This window comes from Streptomyces sp. NPDC093018 (assembly GCF_040684035.1).
Classification (GTDB): Bacteria; Actinomycetota; Actinomycetes; order Streptomycetales; family Streptomycetaceae; genus Streptomyces; species Streptomyces murinus.
In genome coordinates, this window is sequence record NZ_JBFBFF010000008.1 from 335385 (window position 1) to 357584 (window position 22200).

Consider the following 22200-nt stretch of genomic DNA (forward strand, 5'->3'; position numbering starts at 1 on the left):
GCGCCGGGCGGCGGCTTTGAAGGAGAAATGCTCCGTGGCTCTCAGTTCTGCCAGGAAGGCAGCCATGGCGGCCGTCGCGGTCGCCGCGCTCGGTGGGGTCTCGTTCTTCGGCGCGTCCGCGAGCGAGGCGGCCCCGGGCCCGGCCGCCCACACGGCGTCCGCATCCGCGTCCGCATCCGCGTCCGCATCCGCGTCCGCGTCCGCCGTCGCCAAGCGGTCCGTTTCCGCTCACCGGCAGGCGCCGCCGGTGGTCACACGGGTGATCGGCAAGGGACGGGTGGACGGGCACCGTTGGTCGGTGGCACTGGAGTTCCACCGGACCCTGCCCAAGGGCTACACCCTGCCCACCCTCCCGGACGGCGCGTCGGCGCCCGGTACCTCCCTGCTGTGCCAGCGCATGTACATCGGCGGCGTCCGCATCGACCACCAGGGCGGCCCCTGGTCCGATTGCCAGCCCGTCACCGGCACCAACGACCCCGCTCCGGCGGGCGAGATGGGCCTGTGGGGCCTGCACGACAAGGGACTCGACGGCAGCCGCCTCATGGTCGCCAACCCCGAACCCGACGTCGCCTACGGCGTGATCACCCTCGCCGACGGCCACCGGGTCAAGGCCGACACCGTCACCGTCCCCGGCACCACCTACCGCGCCTGGGCCGCACCCATCCCCGACGGGCAGACCATCACCGCCGTCGACCAGTACGACAACCACCACAACCAGCTCACCCACGACACCAACTGGCGCTGACCAGCCGGAAGAAGGACGGGCACCTCCTGCTGTGCAGCCAACCGACCGCAAGGCCGCGGACAGCGGACCGGACGGGGAGTTCACCCGGTTCGTCGCCGCCCGTTGGCGTGCCCTGACCCATACCGCGTACCTGCTCACCGGCGACTTCCATGAGGCGGAGGACCTGGTGCAGACGACGCTGGCGAAGGTGTACCCGCACTGGCGGCGACTGGACCCGGAGCGCGCCGAACACTATGTGCGCCGCGCTCTGGTGAACACCAACCGCAGCCGGTACCGCCGTCGCAGGATCACCCATCTCCTTCTTCCGTCGCTGCCCGACACCGGTCCCGTCCACGACGACGGGGCCGGTGCGGGCGGCGTGGACGTGTACGACGCCCTGGCGCGCGAACTCGCCGACCTGCCCGAGCGGCAGCGCGCGGTCGTGGTGCTGCGCTATTGCGAGGACCTGTCCGTCGAGGAAGTGGCGGACGTCCTCGGCTGTTCGGTCGGCACGGTGAAGAGCCAGGCGTCCCGGGCGCTGGCCAAGCTGCGCAGCCGGTCGTCCCTCACCCGCACCTACCCGGCCGGCCGCCCCGCAGAGGCACGATGACTCCAGACCACGGCCAAGAAGACTGGGTACGGGCGGCCTTCGCCCGCTCGCGCGAGGCGTACCCCTCGTCCCCGGCACCCGTCGACCGGATCCTGACCGCGGCCCGCGCCCGCCGCAAGCGCCGCCGTACCGCGGCCGCCGTAGCCGCCGTGGCGAGTGCCGCCTGCGTCGTCGGCATCGGCCTGTCGACCACGTTCCTCGGGCCGCGGCCTGATTCCGTCGCCCCCGCGCGCCTGCCCGCGCCCCCCGCGAGCTCCCCCTACACCCCGGCTCCGAGCAACACCCCGGCTCCGAGCACGGTCACCGTCCGGGTGGCGGACGGGACGACGGACGGAAAGCGCTGGTCGGTGGCGCTGGAGTTCCACCCGGCGCTGCCCAAGGGCTACGCCCCGCCCCCGCACGGCGGCCTCGGTACGTCCCTGCTGTGCCAGCGCATGTACATCGACGGCGTCCGCATCGACCACCAGGGCGGCCCCTGGTCCGACTGCCAGCCCGTCACCGGCACCAACGACCCCGGCCCGGCGGGCGAGATGGGCCTCTGGAGCCTCCACGACAAGGGCGCCAGCGGCACCCGCCTCATGGTCGCCAACCCCGAACCCGACGTCGCCTACGGCGTGATCACCCTCACCGACGGCCACCAGATCAGAGCCACGACGGTCACCGTCCCCGGCACCGGCTACCGCGCCTGGGCCGCGCCCGTCCCCGACGGCCGGACCATTGCGGCGGTCGACCAGTACGACCGCCACCACCACCGGCTCACCCACGACACCAACTGGCACTGACCGCACAGGCGACTCAGGGGGCCGGGACCGGTCGGGGGGCGGTCGGGGGGCGCCGGCCCCCGGGCGTCCCAAATCGTTCGGTTGGGATCCGATAAACGAGAAACCCCCTCTGATCAGCTGTATCGGCTGATCAGAGGGGGTTTCCCTACTGTGGCGGCGCCAGGATTCGAACCTGGGAAGGCTGAGCCGGCAGATTTACAGTCTGCTCCCTTTGGCCGCTCGGGCACACCGCCAAGTTTGCTGCCAATCGAACCCGCTTTCGGCGGTGTTCCCCGGCAACGACGTAAACAATACCTGATCCACGGGGGTGCTTCGCCACCCGGTTGATCTCCAGCTCTCGGGTCCCGGGGTGGCTAGGCTGGTGCGGATGCGGCCCGGCAGGACGCCGGGCCCGGCGGCCGCCGCCGCGCACGCCGGCACGCACCGACACGCACCCCGATACAAGGAGCCACAGGACATGGCCGACTCCAGTTTCGACATCGTCTCGAAGGTCGAGCGGCAGGAGGTCGACAACGCCCTCAACCAGGCCGCCAAGGAGATCTCCCAGCGCTACGACTTCAAGGGCGTCGGCGCCTCGATCGCGTGGTCCGGGGAGAAGATCCTCATGGAGGCGAACTCCGAGGAGCGGGTGAAGGCCGTCCTCGACGTCTTCCAGTCCAAGCTGATCAAGCGGGGCATCTCGCTGAAGGCACTGGACGCGGGCGAGCCCCAGCTGTCCGGCAAGGAGTACAAGATCTTCGCCTCCATCGAGGAGGGCATCTCCCAGGACAACGCCAAGAAGGTGGCGAAGATCATCCGCGATGAGGGCCCCAAGGGCATCAAGGCTCAGGTCCAGGGCGACGAGCTGCGCGTCAGCTCCAAGAGCCGCGACGACCTCCAGGCCGTGATCGCCCTCCTGAAGGGCAAGGACTTCGACTTCGCGCTCCAGTTCGTGAACTACCGGTAGGAACCGGGAGCGGAGCGGAGAGAAGGGTGGGGCCCTTGCGGGCGCCCACCCTTCCGTGCTGTCGGGGCGGTGCTCAGCTGCGGCGGGAGTTGCCGAAGACCAGCCGGTAGGCGATCAGCAGCACCAGCGAACCGCCGATGGCCGCGACCCAGGTGGCACCGTCGAAGAAGTGCTTGCTGACCGGGTGGTCGAGCCAACGGGACGAGATCCAGCCGCCGACGAACGCGCCCAGGATGCCGATGACGGTCGTACCCAGCAGGCCGCCGGGGTCGCGCCCCGGCAGCAGGAACTTGGCTATGGCTCCGGCCAGCAGCCCCAGAATGATCCAAGCGATGATGCCCATAGCGCCAACCCTGCCCTTTCGCGCCCGGTGCGCACAGCCCCGCTCGTGAGATCTTGGTGAGGATCAACGGTTCGCCGTGCGCGCGTTCGTGCCGTCTTGGTGAACAGGACGCCGGTAAACCTCCACCTGGTTGCCGTCGCAGGTCGAAGCTTCGTCCCGGATCGTTCCGGATCCCGTCACAGGGGCGCTCCGGCGCTGCTCGAAAGGTGTGACCGGCTGATACTTGTGGCAGCAGCAAAGCCCGGCGCAGTGACCCCGAGAGGTGCCGATCATGAAGGTGTTCAACCTGCTGCTCAACATCCTGTGGCTGCTCTTCTGCGGCATCTGGCTGTCGATCGGCTATCTGATCGCCGCGCTGATCTGTTTCATCCTGATCATCACGATCCCGTTCGGCATCGCCTCGCTGCGCATCGCCGGGTTCGTGCTGTGGCCGTTCGGCCGGACCGCCGTGGAGCGGCCGGGCGCCGGTGCCGGATCGGTCGTCGGCAATGTCATCTGGGTGATCTTCGCGGGCTGGTGGCTCGCCCTGGAGCACCTGATCACCAGCATCCCGCTGTTCCTGTCGATCATCGGGATCCCCTTCGGCTGGGCCAACCTGAAGCTCATCCCGATCTCGCTGATGCCGCTGGGCCGCGAGATCGTCCGCACGGACCAGGGGTTCGGCAGCCGCTGATCGATGTGCGGGGGCGCCGTACCTCCGGAATCATCGCTACAGGGGCGGTGACGACGGGGGCGCAGACGCCTGTCCAGGCCTGGGGGAAGCGCACATACCGGCATCCGTACGGAGTTCTCAGATGCCCAGGAACCACATCGGCCCGACGACCGCCACCGCACCGTCGGCCACCCGGCAGGGGACCGGCCATGTGGGGGTGAGCGCAGCGGACTGCGGGCTGCTGCTGCTCCGGCTGACCTTCGGACTGTTTCTCGCGGGGCACGGGTCCCAGAAGCTCTTCGGGCTGTTCGGCGGGCAGGGGCTCGCGGCCACCGGCAAGGGGTTCGAGTCGCTCGGCTACCGCCCCGGCAAGCTCTTCGCCGCGATCGGCGGCCTCTCCGAGTTCCTCGGCGGCCTCGGCCTCGCCGCCGGGCTGCTCGTACCGCTCGCGGCCGCCGCGATCGTGGGCGTGATGATCAACGCCATGGTCACCGTGAGCGCCGCCCACGGGGTGTGGGTGGACAAGGGCGGGGTGGAGTACAACGTCGGCATCGCCGTCGTCGCGCTCGCCGTCGCGGCCATCGGGCCCGGCCGGCTCGCCCTGGACCGCTTCTTCCGGTGGGGCGACGGCGGCTGGCCTCAGGCGGCCTTCGCCCTGGTGCTCGGCGGCTTGGGAGCGGCGCTCGCGCTGGCCCTGTGACTCGCACCGGCTCTGTGGCTCGCGTCGGCTCTGTGGCTCGCACCGGCTCTGCGAGGGGCGTCGGGTGACGGCCGTACCACCGGCCTCACGGCCTGCGGCCCGCCATGCCCTCCAGGCGCTGGATCCGCTCCGCCATCGGCGGGTGCGTGGAGAACATCTTCGACAGCCCCTGCCCCGGGCGGAACGGGTTCGCGATCATCATGTGGCTGGCGGTCTCGATCCGCGGCTCGGGCGGCAGCGGCAGCTGCTGGGTGCCGATCTCCAGTTTGCGCAGGGCGCTCGCGAGGGCCAGCGGGTCGCCGGTGAGCTGGGCGCCCGAGGCATCCGCCTCGTACTCCCGGGAGCGGCTGATGGCCAGCTGGATCAGCGTGGCGGCGAGCGGGCCGAGGATCATGATCAGGAGCATGCCGAGCAGGCCGGGGCCCTCGTCGTCGTCCGAACGGCCGATCGGGATCAGCCAGGCGAAGTTCACCAGGAACATGATCACCGAGGCGAGCGCGCCGGCCACCGAGGAGATGAGGATGTCCCGGTTGTAGACATGGCTCAGTTCGTGCCCGATGACGCCGCGCAGCTCGCGCTCGTCCAGCAGGCGCATGATGCCCTCGGTGCAGCACACCGCCGCATTGCGCGGATTGCGGCCCGTGGCGAAGGCGTTCGGGGCCTCGGTCGGGGAGATGTAGAGCCGGGGCATGGGCTGGCGGGCCTGTGTGGAGAGCTCGCGGACCATGCGGTACAGCGCCGGGGCCTCGAACTCGCTCACCGGGCGGGCCCGCATCGCGCGCAGGGCCAGCTTGTCGCTGTTCCAGTACGCGTACGCGTTCGTGCCGAGGGCGATCAGGACCGCCACGATCAGCCCGGTGCGGCCGAAGAAGCTGCCGATGACGATGATGAGCGCCGACAGTCCCCCGAGGAGTACTGCGGTCCTGAGCCCGTTGTGCCGGCGGTGCACGGTACGCCCTCCAAGTGGTACAGCAGGGACCCTTCGGTCCAGTGGACCCTCCCGCACTGGTCAACGCCAGGCGGCGGTCACAAGTTCCCAGGTGGGCGGGGGCGGGCGCGGCGGCTGTACGAGTGAAGGGGGTCCGGCCGTACGGGTGAAGGGGGTTCCGCGGGGCCCGTCGGTCCTCCTCAGAAGAGCCCGGTGGCCGCGAAGCGCAGCACCAGTTGAGGTGCTCCGGACAGGGCGACGCCCGCCACCCCGGAGAGGGCGATCGCGGCCGTGAGCGGAGCCGGGATCCGGTGCCGGACGGTCTCGCCCTCCGGGGCGCGGAACAGCAGGGCCGTCCACTGGAGGTAGTAGAAGAGGGCGATCACCACGTTGACGGCCATGACGACCGCGAGCCAGCCGAGGCCCGCGCCGACGGCCGCCGAGAACACGGTGACCTTGGCGAACAGGCCGATGATCCCCGGCGGCAGGCCCGCCAGGCAGAGCAGGAAGAAGGCCATCAGGAGGGCCGTCACCGGGTTGGTGGCGTACAGGCCCCGGTAGTCGGAGATCCGGTTCCCGGCCCGGCCGCGGCCCACCACGGCGGCGACCGCGAACGCGCCGAGGTTCACGGCGGCGTACATGAGGGCGTACGCGACGGTCGAACCGATCGCCTTCTGCGCGTCCTTGGCGTACCCGGCCGCCGCGATCGGTACGAGGAGATAGCCGGCCTGGCCGACGGAGGACCAGGCGAGCAGGCGTACGGCACTGCGGGCGCGGGTGGCCCGCTGGCGCAGCGCGCCGACATTGCCGACGGTCATGGTGAGGGCGGCCAGGACGGCGAGCGCGGGCGCCCAGACGTCGGCGTACGACGGGAACGCCACCACGGTGACGAGGATGAGGCCGGAGAAGCCGACCGCCTTGCCGACGACCGACAGGTAGGCGGCGACGGGCAGCGGCGCGCCCACATAGGTGTCGGGCACCCAGAAGTGGAAGGGCACGGCGGCCGTCTTGAAGGCGAAGCCGATCAGGGTGAGGACGACGCCCGTCTGGGCCAGGGTGTGCAGCTGGCCGGGGGTGTCCGGAAGTCGTTGCGCCACCTGGGTGAGGTAGAGGGTTCCGGTGGAGGCGTAGACGAAGCTGACGCCCATCAGGCTGACCGCGGTGGCGGTGACCGAGGACAGGAAGAACTTCAGCGCGGCCTCGGCGGACCGCCGGTCGCCGTACCGGATGCCGACAAGGGCGAAGGCGGGCAGGGAGGCGACCTCCAGGGCCACGATCAGGGTGGCCAGGTCGCGGGCGGCGGGCAGCAGGGCGGCACCCGCCGTGGCGGACAGCAGCAGGAACCAGAACTCGCCGGGCGGGACGCGCCGCCGGTCGTCGTCCAGGGTGGTGATCGACAGCAGGGCCGCGAGCAGGGCGCCGCCGAGGACCAGGAGCTGGATGACGAGGGTGAAGTGGTCGGCGGTGTAACTGCACGCGCGCGGGGCGCCGGTGACGGCTCCGGGACCCGCACCGGTGCCGGTGCCGGTTCCAATTCCGTTGCCGGTCAGGCAGAAGGTGGCGCGGTCGCCGTCCAGGAGCGGCAGCAGCATCAGCGCGGCGGCGGCGAGTCCGGCGACCGAGATCCAGCCGAGGACGTTCTTGCGGGCCTCGGGCAGGAAGAGGTCGGCGACGAGCACGCCGAGCGCCACGACGGCGGCGATCAGGGGCGGGGCGACGGCGAGCCAGTCGACGGACTGGACCAGCGAGGCGGCGGACGCGGCCAGGGGATGGCCGAGCGGCTGGGCGAGGTGGTGGACCAGCGGCGCGGCGGAGGTGGCGGTCTCGGCGAGCGGCTGGGCGAGGGGCTGGGCGCTCATCGGGTGCCTCCTGCGAGCAGCTGGTGCACGGCCGGGTCGGTCAGGCCGAGCAGGGCCCGCGGCCAGAGTCCGGCGACGACGGTCAGGGCGACGAGCGGAGTCCAGGCGGCGAACTCGTAAGCCTGGACGTCGGCGAGCTTCGGGACCTCGCGCTCGGCGCCGCCCATGCAGACCCGGCGGACCACGATCAGCATGTACGCGGCCGTCAGCAGGGTGCCGAACGCGCCGATCGCCATGAAGGTGAGGAAGGCGGGGCGACTGAGGTCCGCCGCGGGTTTGAACGCGCCGAACAGAGAGAGCATCTCGCCCCAGAACCCGGCGAGTCCGGGCAGCCCGAGGGAGGCCACGGCACCGAAGGCGAGCAGCCCGCCGAGGCGGGGCGCCTTGCCGTACAGGGCGAGGCCGGTCTCCTCGGCGAGCGTGTCGAGGTCGGTGCTGCCGGTGCGGTCCTTGAGGGCGCCGACCAGGAAGAACAGCAGGCCGGTGATGAGGCCGTGGGCGATGTTGGCGAACAGGGCGCCGTTCACGCCGGTCGGGGTCATGGTGGCGATGCCGAGGAGGACGAAGCCCATGTGGCCGACGGAGGAATAGGCGATCAGCCGCTTGAGGTCGCCCTTCGCGCCCCGCCTGGCCAGCGCCAGACAGGCCAGGGACCCGTAGATGATCCCGACCACGGCGAAGGCGGCGAGGTACGGCGCGAAGGTGCGGAAGCCGTGCGGCGCGACCGGCAGCAGGATCCGGACGAACCCGTACGTACCCATCTTCAGCAGGACACCGGCCAGCAGCACCGAGCCGGTGGTCGGCGCGGCGGTGTGGGCGTCGGGCAGCCAGCTGTGCAGCGGCCACATCGGGGTCTTGACCGCGAGCCCGAGACCGACCGCCAGAACGGCGATGACCTGCACGGACGCGGTCAGGGACCGGCCGTTGTCAGTGGCGAGTGCCACCATGTCGAAGGTGCCCGCCTTGATTCCGATCAGGAGCAGGCCGAGCAGCATGACGACGGAGCCGAGCAGCGTGAACAGGATGAACTTCCACGCGGCCCGGGTCCGCCCCTCGCCGCCCCAGCGGGCGATGAGGAAGTACATCGGGATCAGCACGGTCTCGAACGCGAGGAAGAACAGCAGCAGATCGAGCACGGCGAAGGTCGCGAGCGTGCCGGTCTCCAGCAGGAGCAGCAGGGCGACGAACGCCTTCGGGGACGGGCCCGTGGGCGGCTTGAAGTAGGAGTACAGCGCGCACAGGAAGGTCAGCAGCGCGGTCAGTACGACGAGGGGGAGCGAGATGCCGTCGATGCCGAGGTGGATCCGCACATCGAGCGCGGGGATCCAGCTGATGTCGGTCGTGGCCTGCATCCTCGACGGATGGTGGTGGTCGAAGCCGAGCGCGAGCAGGATCGCGGCGGCGAGGATCACCCCGGTCACGGTGACGCCGTGCCGCAGCACGGACTGCTCGGGCGACTTCCCCTTCAGTCCGGGCGGGGCCGGCAGGAGGGCGGCGACGGCACCGATGAGCGGGCCGACGACGATCAATGCGAGAAGGACCCGCATCACGGACTCGTTGATATCGATCACGCCTGCTCACGCTCCCGTGGCGACGAGGACGACGGCGACCGCCAGGACGACGGTGCCGGCGAGCAGCGCGCTCACATAGGTCTGCACATTGCCGGTCTGGGCGCGGCGTACGGCGGCCCCGAGCAACCGGGGCAGCGCGCCGGCGGCGCCGACGTAGGTGTCCACGACCTCGCGGTCGAGGAAGCGGACGAGGCTCGCCGCGGCCAGCACCGGGCGGACGAACAGCGCCGCGTAGACGGCGTCGAGGTGGAAGCCGACGGCCGCGTGCCGGTGCAGCGGGCCGAGCAGCGCCCGTCCGGGGTCCGCCGGGTCGGGGGCGTAGGCGATGTCGCCGTAGGCCGGGGTGTGGCTGGCGATGGCCTCGGCCTCGACCCGTCCCGCGTCGCCCTCGGGGTGGGCGGCGACCGCGCCGAGCGGAGGGCTGACGAGGCTTCGGGTGGTGCGCTGCCAGACGCCGTAGGTGAGGAGGCCGCCGGCCACGGCGAGACCCGTGCCGAGGATGGAGGTGAGCGGGGTCGGGGTCAGGGAGGTGCCGTCGAACCAGCCGGGCAGCGCGCGGTAGGCGAGCCCGCCGAAGGCCAGGGAGGGCACCGCGAGGACCCAGAGGACCGCGGTCATGGTCAGCGGCTGGCGGCCGTGGTCGGGGGCCTCGGCGCCCCGGCCGTGGAAGGCCAGCAGCCACAGCCGGGTGGCGTAGGCGGCGGTCAGTACGGCGGTCAGCAGACCGGCGACGAGGACCAGCCAGCCTGCCGCCCCGGGCACGTGCGCGGTGTCCCCGTGGGCCGCGTGTTCGGCGGCGCCGAGGACGGACTCCTTGGAGAAGAAGCCGCTGAACGGCGGGATCGCGGCCAGCGTGAGCAGGGCCACGGTCATCGTCCAGTAGGCGTCCGGGACCCGCTCGCGCAGGCCGCGCATGCGGGACATCGCGGCCAGCGAGTTGGTGCCGGCGGCGTGGATGATCACACCGGCGGCGAGGAACAGCAGCGCCTTGAAGGCGCCGTGGGACAGGAGGTGGAAGACGGCGGCACCGCGGTCGCCGACGGCGAGGGCACCGGTCATGTAGCCGAGCTGGCCGATGGTCGAGTAGGCGAGGACGCGTTTGATGTCGTCCTGGGCGAGCGCGGCGAGGCCGGAGCCGGTCATGGTGACGGCGGCCATCACGGCCAGGACCAGCATCGCGGCCCCGGATGCCTCGAACACCGGGAGGAGACGGGCGACGAAGTAGACACCGGCGGCGACCATCGTGGCGGCGTGGATCAGCGCCGAGACCGGCGTCGGACCGGCCATGGCGTCCGGGAGCCAGGTGTGCAGCGGGAACTGCGCCGACTTTCCGGCCACGCCCGCGAGCAGCAGCAGGGCGACGAGGGTCGGATGGTGCAGGCCGCCGCTCGCGACCGTGCCGAGGACGCGTGTGATGCGGAAGGAGCCGGCGTCGGTGGCGAGCGCGAACAGGCCGATCAGGAACGGCACATCGCCGAGCTTGGTGACCAGAAAGGCCTTGAGGGAGGCGGCGCGGGCCTCGGGGGTCTCCCAGTAGTGGCCGACCAGGAAGTAGGAGCAGATGCCCATGACCTCCCAGCCGACCAGCAGCACGATCAGGTCGCCGGAGTAGACGACGAGCAGCATCGCGGAGGTGAACAGGGAGACGAGAGCGGCGTACGAGGGGTAGCGCGGGTCGTCGCGCAGATAGCCGGTGGAGTAGATCTGCACGCAGGTCGCGACGAAGGCGACCAGGATCGCGACGAGCGCGGCGAAGCCGTCGATGTGCAGGGCCAGTTCGACGGGGACCGAGCCGGTGGGGGTCAGCTCCGTGTGCGCGTCCACGGCCGGCCCGCCGCCCTGGCGGACGGCGACCAGCGCGGCCAGCGCCAGTGCGGCCAGCGGTGGCAGCACGGCGAGCGGGCGCACGAAGCCGGGCGCGGTGCGGCCGAGCAGCAGTCCGGCCGCGGCGCCGAGGAACGGCAGCAGGGGGACGAGTACGGCGAGGGTGGTCGTGGTCACGCGGTGGCCTCGGTCTTCTGTGCCGCGACGGCACCCGGTTCCGCGTCGCCCCGGCCTTCGGCGGTGTCGCGGAGCTTGTCGATGTCGGAGGTGCCGCGGTTGCGGTACACGGCGAGCACGATCGCCAGGCCGATGCCGATCTCGGCGGCGGCGACCGTAATGGTGAACAGGGTCAGCGCCTGGCCGGAGTGCAGGGTGTCGCGGGCGGCGCGGCTGAGCCAGACGTCGAAGGCGACCAGGTTGAGGTTGACGGCGTTGAGCATCAGCTCGACCGACATCAGGACCAGGATCGCGTTGCGGCGGGCGAGGACGCCGTACAGGCCGGTGCAGAAGAGGAGGGCGGAGAGGACGGCGGGGTAGACGAGGTGCATCAGCGGGCGCCGTCCTTCTGGGCGGGGACGGGGGCCGGCGTACGGGCTGCCGGCTCGTCACCGGCGTCGCCATCGCCACCGCCATCTGCATCGGTCTTGGCCTTGGCCTTGCGGGACAGGACGATCGCGCCGACCAGGGCCGCGAGGAGCAGCACGGACAGGGCCTCGAAGGGCAGCACCCAGTACCGGAACAGGCTCGCACCGGTGACACGGGTGGTGCCGGCGGCCGGTCCGGTCAGGTCGATCCACGTCGTACGGAAGGCGTCGGTGACCACCCACACCAGGGCGACGGCGGCGGCGATCGCGACGGCCAGGGCGGCCCAGCGGTTACCTGAGTCGGCGTCCGGGGAGCGGCCGATGGGGGCCCTGGTGAGCATCAGCCCGAACAGGAGGAGTACGACGACGGAGCCGACGTAGATCAGGACCTGCACCCAGGCGATGAACTCGGCCGTGAGCAGCAGGTACTCCACGGCGAGGCCGCCGAGCGCGACCACCAGCCACAGGGCGGCGTGCACCAGTTGGCGGGTGGTGACGGTGATCAGCGCGGCGCCGAAGGTGACGAGGCCCAAGAGGAGGAAGGCGATCTCGACGCCGGTCGGGGAGAGGAAGCCGTGCGGGGCCGCGGCGAGGGTCCCGTGCGGGGCGGCGGCGAGGCTCAGGACGGGAGCGGGGGCGGGGCTCATGCGTCGCCCTCCTCGGATTCGGTCCGCGCGGCCTCGGCCTGTGCGGCGGCGGCCTGCTTCTCGGCGCTCTTGCGGGCGGCGGCGATCTCCTTCGGCTCCTCCGCGCCCGCGTCGAGCGCGGGCGGGGCCGGCACGGTCCACATCCACTCGCGGAGCTTGTCGCGCTCGTGGGTGAGTTCGTGGATGTCGGTCTCGGCGTACTCGAACTCCGGGGACCAGAACAGCGCGTCGAAGGGGCAGACCTCGATGCAGATACCGCAGTACATGCACAGCGAGAAGTCGATGGCGAACCGGTCGAGGACATTGCGGCTGCGCTCGCGGCCGCCGGGGGCGGCGGGCGGGACCGTCTCCTTGTGGGAGTCGATGTAGATGCACCAGTCGGGGCATTCACGGGCGCACAGCATGCAGACCGTGCAGTTCTCCTCGAACAGGCCGATCACGCCCCGGGTGCGGGGCGGCAGTTCGGGCAGGGTGTCCGGGTACTGCTCGGTGCCGTGCTTGCGCGTCATCGTGCGCAGGGTGACGGCGAGGCCCTTGGCGAGGCCGGCGCCGGGGATGCGGGGCTGGGTGGGCGGGCGCGACGCAGCCATCAGGAGATCACCACCTTGACGATGCCGGTGAGGGCGATCTGGGCGAGGGAGAGGGGGACGAGGAGGGTCCAGGACAGCTTCTGGAGCTGGTCCTCGCGCAGCCGCGGGTAGGTGACGCGGAGCCAGATGACGATGAAGGCGAGGATCGCGGCCTTCAGGAGCGTCCAGACCCAGCCGAGCCCGTCGGCGCCCCAGGGGCCGTGCCAGCCGCCCAGGAAGAGCACGGTGGTCAGACCGCACAGCACGACGATGCCGGCGTACTCGGCGAGCAGGAACAGGGCGAAGCGCAGCCCGGTGTACTCGGTGTACGCGCCGAAGATGATCTCCGAGTCGGCGACCGGCATGTCGAACGGCGGGCGTTGCAGCTCGGCGAGCCCGGCGACGAAGAAGACGACCGCGCCGATGAGCTGCCAGGGCAGCCACCACCAGTGGAAGGCGTGCAGGATGCCCGGCAGCGAGACGGTGCCGGCCGCCATCGCGACGGAGGCCGCGGCGAGCAGCATCGGCAGTTCGTAGGCCAGCAGTTGGGCGGCGGTGCGCAGGCCGCCCAGCAGGGAGAACTTGTTGGCGCTGGCCCAGCCCGCCATCAGCGAGCCGAGCACGCCGACGCCCATCACCGCGAGCGCGAAGAACACGCCCGCGTCCAGGGCCTGTCCGACGGCGCCCTCGCCCGGTCCGACCGGGATGACGAGCAGGACGAGCAGGTACGGCAGCAGGGCGACGGCCGGTGCGAGCTGGAAGACCCGGCGGTCGGCCTGCGCCGGGACCACGTCCTCCTTCTGGGCGAACTTCACGCCGTCGGCGACCAGCTGGGCCCACCCGTGGAACCCGCCCGCGTACATCGGCCCGAGCCGCCCCTGCATATGGGCCATCACCTTGTGCTCGGTCTGTCCCACGACGAGCGGGAAGACGAGGAAGACGACGAACACGGCCACGAGCCGCAGGGCGACGTCGAGTGCGCCGTTCACTGCGGGCCTCCTGGGGGGTCGGTCGGGGAGGATTCGGGGTCGGCGGAGGGTTGACCGGGCGCGGTCTGCGAATCGGCCGGTTCCGAGGGGGTGGCGGGCTCGGCCGGTTCCGAAGGTTCGGCGGGCTCCGCGGACTCAACCGGCTCCGAAGGCTCAGCCGGTTCTGAAGGCTCAGCTGGTTCTGAAGGCTCGGTCGGCTCCGGAGGCTCGGCAGGTCGTGGCGGCTCGGGTGCGGGCTGCGGCTCGGTGGGGTCGGCGGCCCGCGGTCCGGCCGGCTCCTGCGGTCGTACGGCTCCTCGCGCGTCCCCGTTCCCGGGCTCCGCCTCGACGGGCTCCGTCTCGGCGGACCGGCCGGACTCGTCGAACGCCGGGCGGGCATGGTGCCACGGGGCGTCCGAGCTGCGCGGTGCCGTACGGCCGGGCGGCCTGTCGGCGTCGCCGGGACTCGCGGGCGCCGCCGACGATTCGGTCGCCGAGGCCGGGGGCTCCGGAGCGCGCTGGGAGGCGGAACCCCCCGACGCGCTGCGGGCACGACGGGGGCGGCCCGGTGCCGGGGCGGGCCCGGACACCGCCGGACCCTCCACCTCGGTCCCCGCGGTTTCGCCCTCCGCCGCGGGCCGGGCGGTACCGCCCTGCGGTGCCTGGCTCACCGAGCCCTCGCTCGCACTGCGCACGCGCCGTGGCCGAGCCGTACCACCGGCGGCACCCGGCTCGGCACCGGCAACGCCGTCCTCGGCCCCCGAATCCTTCGGCTCCCCCGCCACCTGACTCGCCGAGCCCTCGCTCGCGCTCCGCGTCCGCCGCGGCCGAACCGGAGCACCGGCCGCGCTGTCCTCCACCGCCTGGCTCGCGGAACCCTCGCTCGCGCTCCGGGTCCGCCGGGGACGGGCCGGAGCGGCGGCCTCGGTCGGACCCTGCTGACCGGTCGAACCCTCCGCGGCCGTACGGGTGCGTCGTACCGGACGGTCTCCCGCGGCGCGGGCCGGGCGGGCCGGGGCGGCGGGGAGCTGGCCCTTGAGGGGGCCCCACTCGTTGGGGTCGGGGACGCCGGGCGGAAGCATCTGGCGGCGCTTGGGGCCGCCGTGCTCGGACTCGCCGGGCTCCTTCGCGCCGGGCCACGCCTTGGCGACACGGGCGGCGAGGACGAAGTCCTTGCGCAGCGGATGGCCCTCGAAGTTCTCGGGGAGGAGCAGGTGTTCAAGCGCCGGGTGGCCCTCGAAGGTCACCCCGAACATTTCGTACGTCTCGCGTTCGTGCCAGGCCGCGCCGGCGTACACCCCGACGGCGGTCGGCAGTACCGGCGCCGAGTGCGGCACCGTCGTACGCAGAAGGAGGCGGCGGACCGGGTTCAGGGCCACGACGTGGGCGGACACGCGAAAGCCGGTGCCCGGTTCGTCGACCGCGCTGAGCCAGTCGAAATAGGTGCAGGTCAGCGTCGTACGGGCGGTCTCGAGCGCGGTGAGCCAGGCGGACGGCGGGACGTCCACCGTCAGGACCTCGTACGACTCCTCGGCCACCGCCTCCGCGCCGAACAGCTCTTCGACGGGGGTGGGCAGCCAGCCGGCCGTGCTCATCGCGCGCCCTCCTCGCCGGACGGGGCGGGCGGCCGTACCAGACCGCTCTGGAGCGCGGCCGCGGACGGCCGGGCGCCGCCGTGGCCGTAGCGCTCCCCCAGCGACTCGGCGGCGATCTTCTCCTGGAGCTTGAGGATGCCCTGGAGCAGCGCCTCGGGGCGCGGCGGGCAGCCGGGCACGTAGACGTCCACGGGGATGATCTGGTCGACGCCCTTGGTGACGGAGTACGAGTCCCAGTAGGGGCCGCCGCAGTTGGAGCAGGCGCCGAAGGAGATGACGTACTTCGGCTCGGGCATCTGTTCGTACAGTCGCTTGACGGCGGGGGCCATCTTGTCCGTGACGGTGCCCGAGACCACCATCAGGTCGGCCTGGCGGGGGCCCGGCGCGAACGGGATGACGCCGAGCCGGATGAAGTCGTGCCGGGCCATCGACGCGGCGATGAACTCGATCGCGCAGCAGGCGAGGCCGAAGTTGAAGACCCAGAGCGAGTAGCGGCGGCCCCAGTTGAGGACCACCTTCATGGGCTCGGGCGCCAGCCTGGCCAGCGCGCCCAGCCGCTTGGGCTCGGGGAGGAGTACGGGGTCCGGGGTCACGTCCATGCCAGGACGCCCTTCTTGTATGCGTACAGCAGGCCGACGGCGAGGAAGCCGAGGAAGACGAACATCTCCACGAGGGTCGTCGCGCCGAAGCCGGGGGCGGCGAAGACCGTCGCCCAGGGGAACAGGAAGACGGAGTCGACCGCGAAGATCACGTACAGGAAGGCGTAGACGTAGTAGCGGACCTGGGTGTGGGCCCAGCCCTCGCCGACGGGGTCGACGCCACACTCGTAGGTCAGGAGTTTTTCCGGGGTGGGCACTACGGGGCGCAGCAGCCGTCCGGCGCCGAACGCGACCGCGACGAACAGCACGCCGACGACGGCGAGCAGCCCCACGGCCGAGTAGGACCGGAAATAACCGGCACCGGTGACGACATGTCCGGCCGCGGTGACGACGTGCGTCGCGGCGATGGTCGGGTCCCCCAGCGTCTCCCGCACCGTCCGTCCCTCACTCCCTGACCTCGTGACCTGTACGCACGGGAGTCTAGGCCCTGATAAAGAAGCGGTAAGCAGGCAGTCACACCCCGAGACGCCCCCGGAAGGCCGGGGACGGGGCAGGGGCGGGGCCGGGGGTGGGGTTTTCCCCCGTGAGCGGAGGGCGGTGTACCGCATGGCGCGGAAGGTGCCGCATTCGGCAGGCTGTCCGGTATGACCGCTCCCAGCTCCGCCGCCGGCCGGCCCGACGGCACCGATCGGCACGACGGCCCCGACCGGCCCGGCATATCCGGTCGGCCCGACGGCACCGACGGCTTCCCGCCTCCGAGGCCGGCCTACGACATCCACACCTGGAAGGAGATCGCGCACCTCCTGCTGAACCTGCCGACCACGGTGTTCGGCTTCGTCTACGCGATCACCGTGCTGTCCGTCGGCGGCGGCCTCGCCGTCACCGTGATCGGCCTGCCGCTGCTGGCGCTGTCCCTGCTGGGCGCCCGGCAGCTGGGGAAGCTGGAGCGGGCGCGGGCCAGGGCGCTGCTCGGGGTCCGGGTGGAGGAGCCGTCGCCGCTGCCGCTCGCCCGCGGCGGGGGCCTGCTCCAGCGGGCGTGGATGGCGCTGAAGGACCCGGTGGGCTGGCGCACTCTGCTGTACGACGTGATCCGGCTGCCCTGGGGCATCCTCACCTTCTGTACGGTGCTGACCTCGCTGTTCGTGCTCTGGCCCGTGCTGCCCTACCTCGCTCGGGGGCTGGCGAACGCGGACCGGGCGATGGTGCGCGCCCTGCTCTCCCCCTCGGACGAACTGGAGCGCCGGATAGCGGAGCTGGAGTCGGACCGCGGTGTGGTGGTGGACACGGCCGCCGCCGACCTGCGCCGCATCGAGCGCGATCTGCACGACGGCGCGCAGGCCCGGCTGGTGAATCTGGCCATGGGCCTCGGTCTGGCCAAGGAGAAGCTGCTGGAGGACCCGGACACGGCGGCGGAGATGGTGGCGGAGGCGCACGGCGAGGTGAAGCTGGCCCTCCAGGAGCTGCGCGATCTGGCCCGGGGCATCCATCCGGCGGTGCTCACGGACCGCGGCCTGGACGCCGCCCTGTCCTCGGTCGCCGCCCGCTGCACGGTTCCGGTCAAGGTGACCGTCGACCTCGCGGACCGCCCCGCCGCGGCCATCGAGGGCATCGCCTACTTCACCGTCTCCGAGCTGCTTCAGAACGTCAGCAAGCACAGCGCGGCCCGCTCCGCGTCGGTGGACGTGTGGCGGACCGCGGACCGGCTGCTGATCCAGGTCCACGACGACGGCCGGGGCGGCGCCGCCCTGGACGGCGGCACCGGGATGCGGGGTCTCGCGGACCGGCTGGGCGCGGTGGACGGCCTGTTCGTGGTCGACTCCCCGGTCGGCGGCCCGACGGAGGTCACGGCCGAACTGCCGTGGCGGGACCGGGAGAAGTAGCCGCCCGGGACGGGCCGGTGGCACCCGCCGGGCCGAGCGGGGGTGGGGAAAACCCCCCGTCCGGGACGCCGACGGACTCCATGGTCCCGAGGGCTCCGGCACACGACTCTTGAGGTACGGCTGAACCGCCGCCTGGACGAGGAGAACGGGACGACATCGATGGCCACTCAGTACGGACACGGCGGGTACGGCCAGGGTTACGACACCGACGACAAGGGGCGGTACGGATACGGCCCGCGCCCCGGCCGCCGCCCCCGGCTCCCCGCCGCGCTGCGGGCGCCGTTCGAGGGCCGTACCTGGCGGGAGCTGGGGTATGTCCTGCTCAGCCTGCCGATCTCAATCGTGCTGTTCACCTGGACGGTGACGATGGTGTCGCTGGGCGCGGGCCTGCTGGTGACCTTCCTCGGCGTTCCCGTCCTCGCGGCGGCGCTGGCCGGGTCCCGGGGCTTCGGCGCGCTGGAGCGGGTGCGGGCGCGGGCGCTGCTGGGCGTGGACGTGCCCGGCCCGGAGCCGCTGCGGGTGACGAAGCCGGGCGCGCTGGCCTGGATGGGCGCGGTCCTCAAGAGCGGCGCCTCCTGGCGGAGCCTGCTGTACTCCCTGGTCCAGTTCCCCTGGGCGGTCTTCACCTTCACGGTCTCGGTGACCCTGTGGACGCTGAGCCTGACCCTGCTGACCTATCCGCTGTGGTTCTGGGTCTTCCCGGCGTACGCGGGTGAGAGCGGCCTTCAGCTGTACGGCGACGAGCACCACCGCATCTATCTGGACAACCCCTTCGAGATCACCGTGACCGCACTGGTCGGGCTGCTGTTCACGCTGGCCACGCCCTGGCTGGTGCGCGCCCTGACGACGGTGGACGGGCTGCTGGTGCGCGGGCTGCTCGGCCCCTCCCTGCTGTCGGAGCGGGTCGTGGAGCTGGAGTCGGACCGGGGCGTCGTGGTGGACACGGCCGCCGCCGACCTGCGCCGCATCGAGCGCGATCTGCATGACGGGGCGCAGGCCCGGCTGGTCGGTCTGGCGATGGACCTGGGGCTGGCGAAGGAGAAGATGCGGGAGGACCCGCAGGCGGCGGCGCGCATGGTGGAGGACGCGCACGGCGAGGTGAAGACGGCGCTCCAGGAACTGCGCGATCTGGCCCGGGGCATCCACCCGGCGGTGCTGACCGACCGGGGCCTGGACGCGGCGCTCTCGGCGGTGGCGGCCCGGTGCACGGTGCCGGTCCGGGTGGAGGTCGACCTGCCGTCCCGTCCGGCGCCGGCCATCGAGGGCATCGCCTACTTCACGGTCTGCGAGCTGCTCCAGAACGTCGCCAAGCACAGCCGGGCACGCTCCGCCGCGGTCGATGTGTGGCGCTCGGAGGACCGGCTGATGCTCCAGGTGACCGACGACGGCGTGGGCGGCGCGGACGCCTCCGCCGGCTCGGGCCTCGCGGGCCTCAGGGGCCGGCTGGACGCGGTGGACGGCATCCTGCTGGTGGACTCCCCCGCGGGCGGTCCGACCCGGGTGATAGCGGAACTTCCCTGGCGCGGCTGACCGACGGCGGCCCGGCCCCTGCGGCCGGGTCGGCCGACCAACCGCCAACTAGCGTCTGACCAGCGGATATACCGGTACTCGACCCAGTTATCCACAGGGCATCACACGCTGTGTGCCGATTCCTGGAATGCTTGGTCCTCGTACGAAGGCGCGTCCCTGATGGGCGTCGCCATGGGACCGCGCATGACGGGGGCGAAGGATCGTGGAGGACAGGGTGCGGGTGGTCATCGCCGAGGACTCGGTGCTGCTCCGGGAGGGTCTGACCCGGCTGCTGACCGACCGGGGACACGAGGTGGTGGCCGGGGTCGGTGACGCGGAGGCGCTGATGAAGACCATCGCCGATCTGGCCGGTACGGGCGCGCTGCCCGATGTGGTGGTGGCGGACGTGCGGATGCCGCCGACGCACACCGACGAGGGGGTGCGGGCGGCCGTGTCCCTGCGCAAGGCGCATCCCGGGCTCGGGGTGCTGGTGCTGTCGCAGTACGTGGAGGAGCGGTACGCGACCGAGCTGCTGGCCGGTTCCACCCGGGGCGTGGGCTATCTGCTCAAGGACCGGGTGGCGGACGTCCGGGAGTTCGTGGACGCGGTGGTGCGGGTCGCCGAGGGCGGTACGGCGCTGGACCCGGAGGTGGTCACGCAGCTGCTGGGCCGCAGCCGCAAGCAGGACGTGCTGGCCCGGCTCACCCCGCGCGAGCGCGAGGTGCTGGCACTGATGGCGGAGGGGCGGACGAACTCGGCGATCGCCCGGCAACTGGTCGTCAGTGACGGCGCGGTGGAGAAGCACGTCAGCAACATCTTCCTCAAGCTCGGGCTGTCGCCGAGCGACGGGGACCACCGGCGGGTGCTCGCGGTGCTGACCTATCTGAACTCCTGACCGGACGGCTTCGAGAGGCTGCGGGCGGGCCTCCGCGTCAGGGGTGTGTCAGAGGATGCGGCTTCCGTGGGAATGAGGGGTGCCCGGCAGGAGAGCGGAGGGGCCAACCGGGGAAGGAAGCCCTGACATGTCAGCGCTACACGCCGTCTCGAAACGTCATCCGAATCTCCGGATGACCACGGGAAGGCGACCCTAACCGACGTAGGGTTGATCCTGGGATGGTCCGTGGGACGACCACGCCCCGGACAGCCGCCTCGAAGGAGGTCCAGTTCAGTGACCAGCCAGGTCAGCAGCCCAACGGAGCAGGCCGACGGATCAGCCGTCGGGGAGCAGCGCAAACCGGGCGGCACGAAGGACGTGCGCCGCCTGGACCGGGTGATCATCCGGTTCGCGGGGGACTCGGGTGACGGCATGCAGCTCACCGGGGACCGGTTCACCTCGGAGACCGCTTCCTTCGGCAACGACCTCTCCACCCTGCCGAACTTCCCCGCCGAGATCCGCGCCCCCGCAGGCACCCTGCCCGGTGTCTCCTCGTTCCAGCTGCACTTCGCCGACCACGACATCCTCACCCCGGGCGACGCGCCGAACGTCCTGGTCGCGATGAACCCGGCGGCCCTGAAGGCCAACATCGGCGATCTGCCGCGCGGCGCCGAGATCATCGTGAACACGGACGAGTTCACCAAGCGGGCCCTTCAGAAGGTGGGCTACGACGCCTCGCCGCTGGAGGACGGCTCGCTCGACGCCTACGGCCTCCACCCGGTGCCACTGACCACCCTGACGGTGGAAGCCCTCAAGGAGTTCGACCTCTCCCGCAAGGAGGCCGAGCGCAGCAAGAACATGTTCGCCCTCGGGCTTTTGAGCTGGATGTACCACCGGCCCACGGAGGGCACGGAGAAGTTCCTGAAGTCGAAGTTCGCCAAGAAGCCGGAGATCATGGCGGCGAACATCGCCGCGTTCCGGGCGGGCTGGAACTTCGGTGAGACCACCGAGGACTTCGCGGTCTCCTACGAGGTCGCCCCGGCCGCCAAGGCTTTCCCGACGGGCACTTACCGCAACATCTCCGGCAACCTCGCCCTGGCCTACGGTCTGATCAGCGCCTCCCGGCAGGCGGACCTGCCGCTGTTCCTCGGCTCGTACCCCATCACGCCGGCCTCGGACATCCTGCACGAACTGAGCAGGCACAAGAACTTCGGGGTGCGGACCTTCCAGGCGGAGGACGAGATCGCGGGCATCGGCGCGGCGCTGGGCGCGGCCTTCGGCGGTTCGCTCGCCGTGACGACCACCTCCGGGCCCGGCGTCGCCCTCAAGAGCGAGACCGTCGGCCTGGCGGTCTCTCTGGAGCTGCCGCTGCTGGTGGTGGACATCCAGCGGGGTGGCCCGTCCACCGGGCTGCCGACGAAGACCGAGCAGGCGGATCTGCTCCAGGCGATGTACGGGCGCAACGGGGAGGCGCCGGTGCCGATCGTCGCGCCGAGGACCCCGGCCGACTGCTTCGACGCGGCCCTGGAAGCGGCCCGCATCGCCCTGACGTACCGCACCCCGGTGATGCTGCTGTCGGACGGCTATCTGGCCAACGGCTCCGAGCCCTGGCGCATCCCGGACCTGGAGGAACTGCCGGACCTCAGAGTCCAGTTCGCCTCCGGCCCGAACCACACCCTGGCGGACGGCACCGAGGTGTTCTGGCCGTACCAGCGTGACCCGGAGACCCTGGCCCGGCCGTGGGCGGTGCCGGGTACTCCCGGTCTGGAGCACCGGATCGGTGGCATCGAGAAGCAGGACGGCACGGGCAACATCTCCTACGACCCGGCCAACCACGACTTCATGGTCCGTACCCGGCAGGCCAAGATCGACGGCATCGAGGTCCCCGACCTGGAGGTCGACGACCCGCACGGCGCCGCCACTGTGGTGCTCGGCTGGGGTTCGACGTACGGCCCGATCACCGCGGCCGTACGACGGCTGCGCGCGGCCGGCGACGCGATCGCCCAGGCCCATCTGCGCCACCTCAACCCCTTCCC

The 22200-nt window shown here is 71.8% G+C and carries 22 protein-coding genes and 1 tRNA gene; 10 read left to right on the top strand and 13 right to left on the bottom strand.

Annotated features, from left to right (window positions below):
* Window positions 1-34 precede the first annotated feature (34 nt).
* Genes AB0N90_RS20855 through AB0N90_RS20865 form a run of 3 tightly spaced genes read left to right on the top strand, consistent with a single transcriptional unit; the run spans window position 35 to window position 2116 of the window.
* Complete coding sequence (locus tag AB0N90_RS20855; protein ID WP_365198545.1) at window positions 35-745, top strand: hypothetical protein; 711 nt, start codon at window positions 35-37, stop codon at window positions 743-745.
* Window positions 746-776: 31 nt separating this feature from the next.
* Window positions 777-1334, top strand: coding sequence for a SigE family RNA polymerase sigma factor (locus tag AB0N90_RS20860; protein ID WP_361676712.1), 558 nt, complete (start codon window positions 777-779; stop codon window positions 1332-1334).
* A complete protein-coding gene (locus AB0N90_RS20865; RefSeq protein ID WP_365198547.1) occupies window positions 1331-2116 on the top strand; it encodes a hypothetical protein in 786 nt (261 codons plus the stop codon). Before AB0N90_RS20860 ends, AB0N90_RS20865 begins: the two co-directional genes overlap by 4 nt.
* Window positions 2117-2267: 151 nt before the next feature.
* On the opposite strand, the gene AB0N90_RS20870 is transcribed toward AB0N90_RS20865, so the two are convergent.
* Window positions 2268-2349 (bottom strand) — tRNA-Tyr (locus AB0N90_RS20870).
* 224 nt (window positions 2350-2573) lie between these two features.
* Between AB0N90_RS20870 and AB0N90_RS20875 the strand changes: the two genes are divergently transcribed.
* On the top strand, window positions 2574-3062 hold the full coding sequence (locus AB0N90_RS20875; RefSeq protein WP_085566096.1) for a YajQ family cyclic di-GMP-binding protein: 489 nt from the start codon (window positions 2574-2576) through the stop codon (window positions 3060-3062).
* A 73-nt stretch (window positions 3063-3135) separates the two neighbouring features.
* Here the strand turns inward: AB0N90_RS20875 and AB0N90_RS20880 are convergent, their stop codons facing one another.
* Window positions 3136-3405, bottom strand: coding sequence for a GlsB/YeaQ/YmgE family stress response membrane protein (locus AB0N90_RS20880; protein WP_037663330.1), 270 nt, complete (start codon window positions 3403-3405; stop codon window positions 3136-3138).
* A 271-nt stretch (window positions 3406-3676) separates the two neighbouring features.
* Between AB0N90_RS20880 and AB0N90_RS20885 the strand changes: the two genes are divergently transcribed.
* Window positions 3677-4078 carry a YccF domain-containing protein gene (locus tag AB0N90_RS20885; RefSeq protein ID WP_365198550.1) on the top strand — a complete coding sequence of 134 codons (402 nt, stop codon included), beginning with the start codon at window positions 3677-3679 and terminating at the stop codon, window positions 4076-4078.
* A 121-nt stretch (window positions 4079-4199) separates the two neighbouring features.
* Window positions 4200-4757 (top strand): DoxX family protein, encoded by a 558-nt coding sequence (locus AB0N90_RS20890; RefSeq protein ID WP_365198552.1) that lies wholly within the window; start codon window positions 4200-4202, stop codon window positions 4755-4757.
* A gap of 85 nt (window positions 4758-4842) precedes the next feature.
* Here the strand turns inward: AB0N90_RS20890 and htpX are convergent, their stop codons facing one another.
* From htpX to AB0N90_RS20945, 11 genes are all read right to left on the bottom strand, one after another.
* Complete coding sequence (gene htpX / locus AB0N90_RS20895) at window positions 4843-5706, bottom strand: zinc metalloprotease HtpX (RefSeq protein WP_365198555.1); 864 nt, start codon at window positions 5704-5706, stop codon at window positions 4843-4845.
* 179 nt (window positions 5707-5885) lie between these two features.
* Window positions 5886-7544 (bottom strand): NADH-quinone oxidoreductase subunit N, encoded by a 1659-nt coding sequence (locus AB0N90_RS20900; protein ID WP_365198557.1) that lies wholly within the window; start codon window positions 7542-7544, stop codon window positions 5886-5888.
* Window positions 7541-9115: an NADH-quinone oxidoreductase subunit M gene (locus tag AB0N90_RS20905; protein ID WP_365198559.1), complete on the bottom strand. Its 1575-nt coding sequence runs from the start codon at window positions 9113-9115 to the stop codon at window positions 7541-7543. The genes AB0N90_RS20900 and AB0N90_RS20905 overlap by 4 nt, the downstream gene beginning before the upstream one ends.
* Before the next feature lie 6 nt (window positions 9116-9121).
* Window positions 9122-11116 carry an NADH-quinone oxidoreductase subunit L gene (locus AB0N90_RS20910; RefSeq protein WP_365198562.1) on the bottom strand — a complete coding sequence of 665 codons (1995 nt, stop codon included), beginning with the start codon at window positions 11114-11116 and terminating at the stop codon, window positions 9122-9124.
* The gene (gene nuoK / locus AB0N90_RS20915) at window positions 11113-11487 is read right to left on the bottom strand and encodes an NADH-quinone oxidoreductase subunit NuoK (RefSeq protein WP_037663320.1); all 375 of its coding nucleotides are present in this window, start codon (window positions 11485-11487) and stop codon (window positions 11113-11115) included. Before nuoK ends, AB0N90_RS20910 begins: the two co-directional genes overlap by 4 nt.
* Complete coding sequence (locus tag AB0N90_RS20920; RefSeq protein WP_365198564.1) at window positions 11487-12170, bottom strand: NADH-quinone oxidoreductase subunit J; 684 nt, start codon at window positions 12168-12170, stop codon at window positions 11487-11489. Before AB0N90_RS20920 ends, nuoK begins: the two co-directional genes overlap by 1 nt.
* Entirely contained in the window at window positions 12167-12760 is a 594-nt protein-coding gene (locus AB0N90_RS20925) for an NADH-quinone oxidoreductase subunit I (RefSeq protein WP_365198567.1), read from the bottom strand. Before AB0N90_RS20925 ends, AB0N90_RS20920 begins: the two co-directional genes overlap by 4 nt.
* On the bottom strand, window positions 12760-13728 hold the full coding sequence (locus tag AB0N90_RS20930; RefSeq protein WP_365198569.1) for a complex I subunit 1 family protein: 969 nt from the start codon (window positions 13726-13728) through the stop codon (window positions 12760-12762). The genes AB0N90_RS20925 and AB0N90_RS20930 overlap by 1 nt, the downstream gene beginning before the upstream one ends.
* Window positions 13725-15302 carry an NADH-quinone oxidoreductase subunit C gene (locus AB0N90_RS20935; protein ID WP_365198571.1) on the bottom strand — a complete coding sequence of 526 codons (1578 nt, stop codon included), beginning with the start codon at window positions 15300-15302 and terminating at the stop codon, window positions 13725-13727. Before AB0N90_RS20935 ends, AB0N90_RS20930 begins: the two co-directional genes overlap by 4 nt.
* Window positions 15299-15901, bottom strand: a complete 603-nt coding sequence (locus AB0N90_RS20940; RefSeq protein ID WP_046425874.1) for an NADH-quinone oxidoreductase subunit B — start codon at window positions 15899-15901, stop codon at window positions 15299-15301. Before AB0N90_RS20940 ends, AB0N90_RS20935 begins: the two co-directional genes overlap by 4 nt.
* Complete coding sequence (locus tag AB0N90_RS20945; RefSeq protein ID WP_161173205.1) at window positions 15892-16308, bottom strand: NADH-quinone oxidoreductase subunit A; 417 nt, start codon at window positions 16306-16308, stop codon at window positions 15892-15894. Before AB0N90_RS20945 ends, AB0N90_RS20940 begins: the two co-directional genes overlap by 10 nt.
* A gap of 237 nt (window positions 16309-16545) precedes the next feature.
* Here AB0N90_RS20945 and AB0N90_RS20950 point away from each other — a divergent pair, with 237 nt between their 5' ends.
* From AB0N90_RS20950 to AB0N90_RS20965, 4 genes are all read left to right on the top strand, one after another.
* Window positions 16546-17781 carry a sensor domain-containing protein gene (locus AB0N90_RS20950; protein ID WP_361676746.1) on the top strand — a complete coding sequence of 412 codons (1236 nt, stop codon included), beginning with the start codon at window positions 16546-16548 and terminating at the stop codon, window positions 17779-17781.
* Between the two features lie 159 nt (window positions 17782-17940).
* Window positions 17941-19311, top strand: coding sequence for a sensor domain-containing protein (locus tag AB0N90_RS20955; RefSeq protein ID WP_365198574.1), 1371 nt, complete (start codon window positions 17941-17943; stop codon window positions 19309-19311).
* Window positions 19312-19525: 214 nt separating this feature from the next.
* Window positions 19526-20185, top strand: a complete 660-nt coding sequence (locus AB0N90_RS20960; protein WP_275939554.1) for a response regulator transcription factor — start codon at window positions 19526-19528, stop codon at window positions 20183-20185.
* Window positions 20186-20458: 273 nt separating this feature from the next.
* Window positions 20459-22200, top strand: a 1742-nt coding sequence (locus tag AB0N90_RS20965; protein WP_365198576.1) for a 2-oxoacid:acceptor oxidoreductase subunit alpha, incomplete at its 3' end; no start/stop codon positions are given.